A 13,403-nucleotide genomic window follows, 5' to 3' on the forward strand; every position below is an offset into this window, starting at 1 on the left:
TTTATTTTATGAAGCCGAATCCTTATATCTTATTTCTTTGTTTAATCATGTTTTTTTATTCTAATTCGCAGAATATAAAATTTACACATTATAATGACAACAACGGTTTATCCCACAATTCTGTGAGACATATTGTACAGGATAAAAAGGGTTTTTTATGGTTTGGAACATTTTCTGGATTGAATCGTTTTGATGGATATCAATTTAAAAATTATATGAGTGCTGCATCAGGCACAAATAAATTAAAGAACGATGATATAACAGCATTGGAACTGGATGAAGTATCGAATCACTTATGGATAGGCACCAGAAAAGGACTGACACTTTTTAAAATGGATACGCAGGTTTTTGTGACTTTCTTAAAACAAAAAAATGATCCAAACAGTCTGCCGGAAGAAGAGATTCGTTCCGTTCACGTAGATAAATTTAAAAGAGTCTGGGTAGGAACTAAAACCAAGGGAATTTATATGTTTTTCCTGAGTGAAAACAGATTTGAAAAGATTCCCATAAAAGGTTTTGACTATGTAAAAGAAATTTTTGAAGATAAAAAAGGCAATATCTGGGTTGGAAGTTACGATAAAGGATCTGTTGCAAAAATAACTTTAGACAGCAAAGGAACGATTGTAAAAATGAATAATTATGCACTTTCTGTTCCTAATTCGAATGTTAAAAACCCGTATATCAATTTCATTTATGAAGACGCCAAGTGGGATATTTTTATAGGAACACGTGAAGGACTGTATAAATTAGATAAAAAAAATGACCAATTTGTTAATTTATATATTGAAAACAAAGAAATTCGAGGCAGTTTAGGCCCGTATTTTTTGTCTGTTGCTCAGGCGCCGGATGGTAAATATTGGGTAGGTACTTTAGGAGGATTGTTGGTTTGTAATGAGTTAGAAGATATTAAAACTGGTGATTATAAATGGTATTATTCTGTATTATCAGATGATACTTCGATAGTAGATAATTTAGTTTCGGCATTGTGTTTTGATGCCTCAGGGGTTTTATGGATAGGAACAGAAGACGGATTGGATAAATACGATCCATACGAAAATCAGTTTACACTCAATAAGGATATATCCCGTTTTATAGGCAATCAGGCACCTCGTATACGTGGTTTTTCTAAAACGTATGACGGAAAAGTAATTGTAACAACAAGTCATAACGGACTTTTTATTTCGAGTGCCAAAGGATTTGTGCCGCTGTACAATAAAGAAAAAGATATTGCCAGTATTTACTCAGATGATGGCAGGATTTTTTATTGCGGTCTTTGGAATGGGAATGTGCTGGTTTATAATTACAGTACCAATTCATCAAAAGAAATCAGTGTTGGCTTTGATACATCGCCTGTATTTGCATTTAATAAAATTAATGAGGAGTCGATTATAGTAGGATCTTTTGGAGAAGGAGCTGTTATATTAAATACTAAAACCTTGGAAGTTCAGGCAGCCAAAGGTAAATTATTACCCGGTTTTCAGATTAATGCCATAGAAAAAGACAGTAAAAATAATGTCTGGTTTGCAACAGAAACAGGCGTTGTAAGATACAATTACCCATCGGGTAAAATAGAAACTTACAAAACACTTTCTAAAAAAGAAAACGCTATACCGCATGAAGACAATGTAAGCGATGTTATCATAGACAACAAAGGGAGAATATGGGCTTCAACGCGTTTTGGATTATGTCTGTATGATGTTAAAAAGAATATTTTTACAACAATTACCAATTTTAAAGAACTTTCAGGAAAGTGGATTACAGATATGGTATCTGATATAGACGGAAACTTATGGCTAAATATCAATAATAATAGCATTGCCTGGGTAAAATCGAATCTAAAAGACATCAACATTTACCATGTTAACAGCGGCAACAGACTCGATGTTTTTAGTTCTGGAGGTTTTTTTAATTTCAATAATTCTACTATTTATTTGGGAGGGAAAAACGGTATCATTTCTTTTTCGCCTCATGCAATGAAGAGAAATAAATGGTCGCCTGAACCTATTATTACCGAGTTTAAAATTCAGAATGAAGAAGTATTTCCAGATATGGAAATCAATGGGCAAATTCCGCTTTTGAAAGATTTGAATTATGGCAAAGAGGTAGAGCTTAACTATAAGAACCGCAATTTTTCACTTCAGTTTTCGACGCCTTCATTTGCAAATGAAAAACTCAATAAGTTTCAATATATGCTGGAAGGTTTTGATAAAGATTGGGTTACGGTTAATAGTAACTCCAGAATTGTTCAATATACCAATCTTTATCCTGGCAAATATGTATTTAAAATAAAATCGAGTAATAGTGACGGACATTGGAGTAAGGTTGTTTCGTATCAAATAAAAATTTTACCGCCTTTTTGGTTAACGCCAACTTCATTTGTGTTGTTTGTTTTAGGACTGTCCTGTGTTTTTTATTTTATTAGAAGGGAGATTAAACACCGTATCCGACTAAAACAAGAACTGCTTACCGAAAAAGTAAATAGAGAACATGATGTTAAGCTAAATAATGAAAAACTAAGATTTTTCACCAATATCTCACATGAATTAAGAACCCCATTGACGCTTATTTTAGGTCCCGCTAAGCAATTATTGGATGAAAATAATAGTAACGCAACCGAATACGAAAAAAGCAGGTACAATTTAATTTATCAAAATGCCAGCAGACTTTTAAATCTCGTAAATCAGGTACTTGATTTTAGAAAAGCACAGTCGGGAGAATTAAAACTTAAAGTTTCAAAAACAGATATTTTGGCCTATTCAAAAAATATCTTTGATTCGTATAAAGAGATGGCCTACAACAAGAAAATTAAATTAAGTTTTATCTCCGAAGTTGATAGTATTAACGGCTGGATTGATAATGATAAATACGATAAGATTCTTTATAATCTGTTGTCGAATGCCTTAAAGTTTACCAATAAATACGGAAATGTAGATTTGTTTCTTAAACTAAAACCCGACATTGAAGGCGTATTAATTATCGAAGTAAGCGATGATGGTATCGGAATCCCGATAAAAAGTCAGGAAAAAATCTTCAAACGATTTTATCAGGCGACAAATAGTAAAGCAAATAATACCGGGTCGGGAATTGGTTTGTCGTTAGTAAAATCTTTGGTTGAACTTCATAAAGGAGTTATAACTGTAGAAAGTACTCCGGGAAAAGGAAGTACGTTTAAGGTTGAGATTCCAATAGATCGTGCGTCTTACGGCAACAAAGAAGTATTTGAATATGCTTTAAAAAATGATAATCAAAGTATGCTTATTCCAGAAAAGGCAGCAAAAAAGATTATTCAGAACACAGAGTTAAAAGAAAAAATACTGGTTATAGAAGACAATATTGAACTTAGGAAATATCTGGTCGATTATTTGTCTGATTATTATAAAGTTTATGATGCCGAAAACGGAGAAGAAGGCTTGAAAATCTGTCGACAAATAAAACCTATTTTATGTGTTGCAGATGTTATGATGCCTGTTATGAGTGGATTAGAATTTTGTAAAGAACTAAAAAACGATGAGTTTATTAGTCATATACCAGTTGTTTTATTAACAGCACTTGCTGAAAATGTAGATAAAGTAAAAGGATATGATATGGGGGCAGATGGTTATTTGGTTAAACCCTTTGAACCATTGTTATTAAAAACAGTTATTGAAAATATTATTAAATCAAGATTAGAACTCAAAGTAAAATTCTCTGGTGATGTAGAAAGTAAAATAAGTTTACTTACACATTCTCCAATTGATGAAGAGTTTATGGAAAAAATTACAACCTTGATAAATGATAATTTGGCTGAAGTAGATTTATCGACAGAATTTTTATGTGATAAACTAGGCGTAAGTTCTTCTAAATTGTATCGAAAAATTAAGGAACTGACAGATTTAGCCCCTAATGAATTTACGAGAACAATACGTTTAAAGAAATCGGCTGAATTGTTAAAAACAAAGAAATATAACGTTTCTGAAGTTACCAATTTGGTAGGATTTAATGATCCGTTATATTTTAGTAGATGTTTTAAAAAACAGTTTGGTTTTCCGCCAAGTAAGTTGATTAATTAATTTTTTTCATTGCCGAGAATTACACGAATTATCGCGAATTAAATTTGTGTAGATTCTTGTAATTCATGGCAAAATCTCGTACCACAATAAATTAATCTATGTAATCTTTTTAATTCTATCTAACTCCTTTGCGAAAGGAACACGCATTAAACGGATTTTATTTTTAAATCAGTTTTTAATCTGCGGTTTTACTTTTGTAAATCCATTTTTACTATCGTGCGGGTGTCAAAGTCTCAAACCGACTTTCTTGAAATCTGTGGCAATAAACCTTTAACACTGAATCACAATTAGTTTGTGAACTATTTTTTAATGAGAAAATCACACAAATTTAAAATCTATCCATGTTTTTGATGTATTAGTCCATTTTGTTTTCTATAGGTAATTCTATTTTTGTCAGGTAACAATTAATTTTTAATCTTATGAAAAAACCAATAGAGAGCGATAATCCGTTACAAAATTTGGATGAGTGGGAAGATGATTTGTTAATACGATATCCAGATCCATCTGAACCTGTAAAAGAAAAAGACGAGTTTAGAAATTATGTCGATTCAGAACGTGTAGAAACTGTTAGGGAGTTTTACAGAATAAATCATACTTATCAAACCTACGATTTTGTGTGCAGTAAAGAAGCCGAATTTTTACAGTTTAATAAAAAAGAAATGTCGATTTGGGAAGCCGTTGATTTCCTAAATACACTTGTAGACGACAGTGATCCGGATATTGATTTAGATCAAACGCAACATCTTTTACAAACCTCAGAAGCCATCAGGGCAGACGGCCATCCGGATTGGTTTGTTTTGACCGGTTTTATACATGATTTAGGAAAAATTCTCTGTTTGTTTGGCGAACCGCAATGGGCCGTTGTTGGCGATACATTTCCTGTTGGATGTTCGTATTCAGATAAGATTGTATATCCTGATTTTTTCAAGGAAAACCCAGATTATACAGATGAAAGATTCAATACGAAATTTGGTGTTTATACTGAAAATTGTGGACTTGATATAGTAAAAATGAGTTGGGGACATGATGAATATCTATATCAGATTATGAAAGATTATCTGCCCGATCCAGCCTTATATATGATTCGTTACCATTCGTTTTACTCACAACACAAAGAAAATGCCTATGCCCATTTGATGAATGAGAAAGATGTAGAAATGTTTGACTGGGTACGTAAATTCAATCCTTATGATTTATATACAAAGGCACCTGTGAAACCGGATGTAAAAGCGTTATTACCTTATTATAAAGAATTAGTTGCTAAATATTTACCAGAGAAAATGAAGTTTTAATAACGTTTCTATTGACGTTTGCACTTTTTCTAATTTGAAGATATTAAAAGAATAATAAATGCAGAAAACCAAAACCAGAATATTTTTATTAAGCCTGTTTACAATCTATGGAACAATAGTTTTTGGACAGGAAAAAAAAGACAGAAACGATTGGGAAAACCCGGAAGTATTTCAGATCAATAGAGAACCGGCACGAGCTGCGTTTCTTCCTTATGCAGACGAAGTGTCGGCAATAATAGATCAATACAGTAATTCGCCGTGGTATTTTTCATTAAATGGAAAATGGAAATTCTCCTGGTCTCCAAAACCCGATCAACGTCCGAAAGATTTCTATAAAACAGATTACAGCACTTTATATTGGAAAGAATTACAAGTGCCTTCAAACTGGGAATTAAATGGTTATGGAGTTCCAATTTACACCAATATTACCTATCCTTTTGATAGGAATCCACCTTTTATCAATCATTCGGATAATCCTGTTGGGTCTTATAAAAAAGACTTTGTTGTGCCCGAAAACTGGAAAAATCGCCATGTTTATCTTCATTTTGAAGCAGGAACATCGGCAATGTACATTTGGGTAAATGGAGAAAAAGTGGGATATACAGAAAACACAAAAAGTCCGGCAGAATTTGATATTACTAAATATCTAAAAGCCGGAAATAATAGCTTGGCTATTGAAGTGTACAGATGGAGTGATGGCTCATACCTCGAAGATCAGGATTTCTGGAGACTTTCCGGTATTGACAGAGATGTTTATTTGTATAGTACCAATGATATTAGAATTGCAGATTTTTTTGCAAAACCTGATTTAGATTCCAATTATAAAAACGGAATTTTAAGTGTAGATGTTGTTTTAAAAAATTTGACTTTGACTGCAATTAATAATCAAAAATTAGAAGCAAAATTGGTAGATGCTTCTGGGAAAAATGTTTTTGTTAAGGATTTAAAAGTAAATTTTGGAGCCAATAAAATGCAAACTATTACTTTTTCTCAAAAGGTTTCCAGTCCAAAATTATGGAGCAGCGAAATGCCTAATTTATACACATTGTTGCTAACCTTAAAAGACCAAAAGGGAAGTATAGTAGAAACAGTTGCAACCCAAATAGGATTTAGAAAAGTAGAATTAAAAGGAGGACAATTACTGGTAAACGGTGTGAGATTAATGGTTCACGGAGTAAATATTCATGAACATAATCCTGTAACAGGACATTATCAGGATGAAGCTACGATGATGAAGGATATCAAGATGATGAAACAACTGAATATAAATTCGGTGCGCTGCAGTCACTATCCAAACAATATCTTGTGGGTAAAATTGTGTAATAAATATGGTTTGTTTTTAGTAGATGAAGCCAATATAGAAAGTCACGGAATGGGAGTAGAGGGACAAAGTTTTATGAACCCCAAAACACATCCTGCTTATCTTCCAGAATGGAGAGAAGCGCATTTGGACCGAATTTACAGTCTGGTTGAAAGAGATAAAAACCAACCATCAGTAATACTTTGGTCATTAGGAAATGAATGTGCCAACGGACCTGTTTTTCATGAAGCTTACAAATGGATAAAAAAGAGAGATAATACCAGATTAGTACAGTTTGAACAGGCAAAAGAAAATGAAAACACAGATATTATATGTCCGATGTATCCAACGATTGCCTATATGAAAGAATATGCAGCCCGAAAAGAAGTTACACGTCCATATATTATGTGTGAGTATTCGCATGCAATGGGAAACAGCAGTGGTAATTTTCAGGAATATTGGGACATTATTCGAAGTAGTAAAAACATGCAGGGCGGCTTTATCTGGGATTGGGTAGATCAGGGTTTTGAAGAGACAGATGAATCCGGACGCAAATATTGGGCATACGGAGGAGATATGAGAAGTCAGGATTATTTAAATGATGAAAACTTCTGTCATAACGGACTTGTTTATCCTGATAGAACGCCGCATCCCGGAGCATTTGAAGTAAAAAAAGTATATCAGGATATTTTATTTGAAGCTATTGATGTCAAGAATGGAGTAATTGAAATCATAAACGATTTTGGATTTACAAATTTAGATCAATACAACTTTAAATATCAGGTTTTAGAAAACGGAAAAAGTATTAAAGAAGGAATAATTAATGTGATGCTGAATCCGAAATCTAAAAAACAATTCAAACTTGATTTACCAAAACTACAGTCAAAACAAGGTGTAGAATATTTATTGAATGTTTTTGCATATACCAAAACAGGATCGGAATTATTGCCTCAAAACTTTGAAATTGCCAAAGAGCAATTTGTTTTAGATAGTGATAACTATTTTGAAATAATGAAAGCTTCTTTATCAAAAGTTCAGGATGGGAAAGACGCATTTATTTTGAGTACAGCCAATGTTACCGTTAAAATAAGCAAAACCACAGGATTGATTTCGTATTATAGTTTAAACGGCGAGGAATATTTTAAACAATATCCAGAACCTAATTTTTGGAGAGCACCTACAGATAATGATTTCGGAAATAAAATGCAGTTAAAATCTAATGTATGGAGAACAGCAGGTAAAAACACAACCTTAGAAACGATTCAGGTAATTGAGGAAAAGGGAAAAAAATATATTGTTGCAAAAATGAAACTTAACGATGTTTTTTCAGATTATACAATTAAATATTCCCTGAGTAATGACGGAGCTTTAGAGATTATTCCTTCATACAAAAAAGGAAATAATCCAGTGCCGGAAATACCTCGTTTTGGAATGCTTTTCGTCTTAAAAAATAACTTTGAAAATCTTGATTATTACGGAAGAGGATCTTTGGAAAATTATCCAGATAGAAAAACAGCATCCTTCAAAGGAATTTATCAAAGCAAAGTAACAGACCAATATGTGCCTTATACACGTCCGCAGGAAAATGGATATAAAACAGATGTTCGCTGGTTTACACTTTCGAATAATAATGGGAACGGACTAGAAATTAAAGGTTTACAGCCACTGGGAATAAGTACTTTGAATAATTATCCAAGTGATTTTGATGGAGGAATATCAAAAAAGAATCTTCATTCGAGTGATGTTACGCCTAGAAAAGAGGTTGTGGTTTGTGTAGACTTAACCCAGCGTGGTTTGGGTGGAGATAATAGTTGGGGAGCATTCCCTCATGAAAAATATATATTGAACCAAAATGAATACAGCTATGGATTTGTTATAAAACCAATAGAATAAATAACCTTAAAAATTTATCACACAGAAACATAGTTTTAGTCGCTTAAAAAAGACGTTTCATTTAGTAAAATTCACATAGTAACTATGTGAGAAGAAACGAGTTTCTTTTTTATTCTCTTTTATAAAAAAATAAAATCTATGTTTTTATGTGATAGATAATTCTTTAAAGATTTCGAATAAAAAATATTATTTATAATTATTGATACTCTTATGGAGAAATCAATAGATGAATTATGCTTTTAAATAAGTACAATATGAGTGAAACAATTACAAAGAATAGATTAATTTCTTTAGACGCTCTAAGAGGGTTTGTCATGTTTTGGATTATGAGTGGCGAGCATATCATGCATGCTTTAGCGAAGGCGATCCCGATTCCTGTTTTTATCTGGATGTCATCACAATTGCATCATGCTGAGTGGAATGGAATCACATTTTATGATATGATTTTTCCAATATTTTTATTTGTTGCCGGAGTTTCGATGCCGTATTCTTTCGAAAATAAAATGAATCTGGCAGGTGTTAAAACTCCAATAGAACTGCCATCAAAAGAAAAACAAAAAATATACAGATCGATGTTAAAGAGGACTTGTGTTTTATTGTTTTTAGGTTTTGTAGTCAACGGATTATTGCGTTTTGACGGATTCGACCAAACTCGTTTTGCTAGTGTATTAGGACGTATTGGACTTGCTTGGTTTTTTGCCGGATTGATCTATTTGAATTTTGATTTGAAAAAACAACTGGTTTGGTTTACAGGTATTCTGGCGGGATATTATCTGGCGATGAAATTTATTCCCGTTCCTGATTTTGGTGCAGGTATTTTAACGAAAGAAGGTTCCTTAGAAGGATATATTGATCGTTTATTTTTACCCGGGAGATTGCACAGCACAGTGTATGATCCCGAAGGTTTGTTTTCGACAGTACCTGCAGTTGCCACAGCTTTATTGGGAGTGTTTTTAGGGACATTTTTAAAGACGTACAATTACTTTTCATCAAAGAATAAATTGGTAGTAATGCTTGTTTCGGCGATTGTTTTAATTGGGATTGGAATTATTTGGGATTATGATTTCCCGATTAATAAACATTTATGGACAAGCTCTTTTGTATGTTTTGTAGGTGGATTTAGTATTTTGTTTTTTACTTTTTTTTATTTGATAATTGATCTTTTAGGATTTCATAAATGGGCATTTCCCTTACTGTTAATCGGTTCAAATTCGATTTTAATTTATATAGCAGCCGAGGGCTTGGTAGATTTTAAACATACTGCCGAATATGTATTTGGAGGAATCATCAAGTTCCTGCCATTCATTTGGCAGCCAGTGTTTAACGCTTTGTCTGTAACTATAGTGCAGCTTATTTTGCTTTATTTCCTGTACAAAAAAAAATGGTTTATGAAAGTTTAGAGAATAAAGAGAGAAGTGGAAAGAGAGAATAATAATAGAAAGGCTGACTTATTTTAAGCTTTAAAACTTGTTTAAATATTCAAGCATTAAAAAAATACATTTTACTGACTAACCAAAAAATAACCATAATATTATGCATGTATTACAAACCGCAGATTACATTGTTTTCTTTATTTATTTTGTTTTGGTCTCCAGTTACGGAATGTATATTTACAGGAGTAAGAAAAGTGCAACTACCAGCTCAAACGAATATTTCCTTGCCGAAGGCTCCCTTACTTGGTGGGCAATTGGCGCATCATTAATTGCTTCTAATATCTCGGCAGAACATTTTATAGGAATGAGCGGTTCCGGTTTTGCAATCGGACTGGCGATTGCTTCTTACGAATGGATGGCTGCCGCCACATTAATTGTTGTTGCGATATTTATTTTACCGGTTTATCTTAAAAATAAGATATTTACGATGCCACAATTTTTGGCAAAAAGATATAACGGTACAGTAAGTACCATCATGGCTATAATCTGGCTGTTGATTTATGTATTTGTAAATCTTACTTCGATTATTTATTTAGGTGCTTTGGCAATTTCATCGATTGCCCCCGTCAGCTTTCAGTTTTGTGTTATCGGATTGAGTTTGTTCTCGATTATAGTCACTTTGGGAGGAATGAAGGTGATAGGATATACAGATATGTTTCAGGTTATCGTATTGATTATGGGAGGTTTGGTAACTACTTATTTGTCACTAACCTTATTATCGGAGCAGTTCGGCTTTGGAAAAGATATCCTAAAAGGGCTGCAGGTTTTAAAAGAAGAAGCACCAGGTCACCTGCATATGATCCTTGATAAATCAAATCCTCATTATGCTGAATTACCTGGAATCTCAGTACTTGTAGGTGGTATGTTAATCAATAATCTGGCGTATTGGGGTTGTAATCAGTACATTGTTCAAAGAGCTTTGGGAGCCGATTTAAAAACTGCCCGAAAAGGAATCCTGTTTGCTGCTTTTTTAAAATTGCTAGTTCCTATTATTGCGGTTTTACCAGGAATTGCCATGTATGTAATGCATCAAAATGGTATGTTTCAAAAAGAAATGGTAGATGCCGCTGGAGTTTTAAAACCGGATCAGGCCTATCCAACCTTAATGAATTTATTACCAGCGGGATTAAAAGGAGTTGCCTTAGCCGCATTAACAGCTGCAATTGTGGCTTCTTTAGCAGGTAAAGCCAATAGTATTTCGACGATTTTTTCTTTAGACATTTATAAAAAATATTTTAATAAAAATGCGTCAGACAGAAAATTAGTTCTCACCGGAAGATGGGTTGTTATAATCGCCATGTGTATTGCGGCTCTTGTTGCTCCGGCATTAAAATCATTAGATCAGGCCTATCAGTTTATACAAGAATATGTAGGTTTCTTTTCGCCGGGAGTTTTGGCAATTTTTTTACTGGGAATGTTCTGGAAAAAAACAACACCTTCGGCCGGACTTGCAGGCGCATTGCTTACAGTGCCTATTGCAGCAATATTAAAATTCCTGCCGGTATGGACAAACGGTGCTTTTCCTGATTATCCTTTTTTAGACAGAATGACGATCTCTTTCTTTTTAATCGTATTGATAATGGTAGTTATCAGTATTTTAAAACCTGAAACCAAAAAACAACAGGAAAGATTAAAAATCGAAATTGATAAATCAATGTTCAGCGTTTCCTCAGAGTTTATCATTGGATCATTCATTATCAGTGGAATTTTAGTGGCATTATATACTGTTTTTTGGTAGTTTTAAATTAATAAGTACCTATTTGATTAGAGACTTAACAGGTTTTGAAAACCAGCTAAGTCTGATAATAAGTACAGCATCTGGTTGCAATTTTTAATATGCATTAATAAAAACAAATGATTATGAATAATAATAAGAAGATTTTTAAAAGTTGTATCGTTTTACTTTTTCTGTTGCAGCTCAATTTTAATGTCGAAATGTATGCAGGTAAGAAAAAAGAGTATTTGGTTACTGCATTTGGTGCTGTCGCTGATGGTAAAACCTTAAATACAAAAGCAATTCAAAAAGCCATTGATGCCGCCAATAAAAATAAAGGAGGGAGAGTTATTTTTTCAAAAGGAAAATTTTTATCAGGCTGCATTATCTTAAAAAGTGGTGTGGAATTGTTCTTTGAGGAAGGAGCAGTTTTGTTAGGAAGTACAGATCCTAATGATTATCCAAAATATGAAGGAATAAGGGCTTTGGTTTTGGCTTATGATTCAAAAAATATTGCCATTTCTGGAAAAGGAATTATTGATGGGCAAGGCAGGGAACTGGCATTGGCGGTTGACAGCCTTCATCATACCGGAATAAAAATTGACCCTAATTATAATTATAGACGACTGCGTCCTTCTGATGGAAGAGGAAAATTGGTTTCGTTTGTAAAATGTGACTCGATTACAATGACTCATATTACCTTGAAAAATAGTTCGGGTTGGGTACAGTGTTTTGAGCAAAGCAGCAATATTGTAGTTGATTATGTAAAAGTAGACAGCAGAGCATATTGGAACAATGACGGAATTGATATCGATGGATGTGAAAATGTGAGAGTAACAAATTGTGATGTTAATTCTGCCGATGATGGGATTTGTTTAAAATCGGATTCTCCAGGATTGAAAAATAATAATATTTATATCGCAAACTGCATCATTAGATCAAGTGCCAATGCCGTTAAGTTCGGGACGGGTTCCTATGGAAGTTTCAAAAATGTAACTATAGAAAATATTCAGATTTTTGATACTTTCAGATCGGCGATTGCTATAGAATCTGTGGATGGTGCCGAAATTGAGAATATTACCGTTTCGAATATTACAGCTGTAAACACAGGAAATGCTATCCTGATTAGGTTAGGTCATAGAAACGGAGATAAACCGGGTTATATTAAAAATGTTTCTATAAAAAACGTAAAAGCTCAAATTCCTTTCGGTCGTCCGGATATCGATTATGATTTACGCGGGCCCGAAGTAGATTATTTTCATAATCCTTTTCCATCATCGATTGCCGGAATAGCCGGACATTCTATTGAAAATGTAACATTGGAAAATATCGAAATTACATATCCCGGAAGAGCTTCAAAAGGAATGGCGTATCTGTCTTTGACCAGATTAAAAGACGTATTAGAAAATATAAAAGGATATCCTGAATTTACCATGTTTGGAGAATTGCCTTCGTGGGGATTTTATGTTCGCCATGTTAACGGAATCGAAATGAAGAATATAAAATTGATTCTCGAAAAAGAAGATTTTCGTCCCGCCTTTGTTTTTGATGATGTAAACGGTCTTGTTATGAAGGATATAAATGTGCCTTTGGACAAAATGAATCAAATTGTTTTTAAGGATGTTTTGTCTGATAATCTGGATGCAGCAGCTTTAAAAAGAAAGAGCGAGCCAAAACAAAATACATTCGAATTACCTACAAAATAAACTGATTGTCTAAAAC

General features: G+C 33.3%; 6 protein-coding genes. All 6 read left to right on the forward strand.

Features of this window, described 5'->3' with window-relative positions; translation table 11 throughout:
* Positions 1 to 47: 47 nt before the first annotated feature.
* A complete protein-coding gene (locus OIU83_RS07920; protein ID WP_264205710.1) occupies positions 48 to 4,049 on the forward strand; it encodes a hybrid sensor histidine kinase/response regulator transcription factor in 4,002 nt (1,333 codons plus the stop codon).
* 419 nt (positions 4,050 to 4,468) lie between these two features.
* Entirely contained in the window at positions 4,469 to 5,341 is an 873-nt protein-coding gene (locus OIU83_RS07925) for an inositol oxygenase (RefSeq protein WP_264205711.1), read from the forward strand.
* A gap of 58 nt (positions 5,342 to 5,399) precedes the next feature.
* Entirely contained in the window at positions 5,400 to 8,534 is a 3,135-nt protein-coding gene (locus OIU83_RS07930; RefSeq protein WP_264205712.1) for a glycoside hydrolase family 2 TIM barrel-domain containing protein, read from the forward strand.
* 254 nt (positions 8,535 to 8,788) lie between these two features.
* Positions 8,789 to 9,934 carry an acyltransferase family protein gene (locus tag OIU83_RS07935; RefSeq protein ID WP_264205713.1) on the forward strand — a complete coding sequence of 382 codons (1,146 nt, stop codon included), beginning with the start codon at positions 8,789 to 8,791 and terminating at the stop codon, positions 9,932 to 9,934.
* A gap of 133 nt (positions 9,935 to 10,067) precedes the next feature.
* Positions 10,068 to 11,705 carry a sodium/sugar symporter gene (locus OIU83_RS07940; RefSeq protein ID WP_264205714.1) on the forward strand — a complete coding sequence of 546 codons (1,638 nt, stop codon included), beginning with the start codon at positions 10,068 to 10,070 and terminating at the stop codon, positions 11,703 to 11,705.
* A 122-nt stretch (positions 11,706 to 11,827) separates the two neighbouring features.
* On the forward strand, positions 11,828 to 13,387 hold the full coding sequence (locus OIU83_RS07945; RefSeq protein WP_264205715.1) for a glycoside hydrolase family 28 protein: 1,560 nt from the start codon (positions 11,828 to 11,830) through the stop codon (positions 13,385 to 13,387).
* The last annotated feature ends 16 nt before the right edge of the window (positions 13,388 to 13,403 follow it).

The sequence above is a fragment of the Flavobacterium shii genome (genome assembly GCF_025847235.1).
Classification (GTDB): Bacteria; Bacteroidota; Bacteroidia; order Flavobacteriales; family Flavobacteriaceae; genus Flavobacterium; species Flavobacterium shii.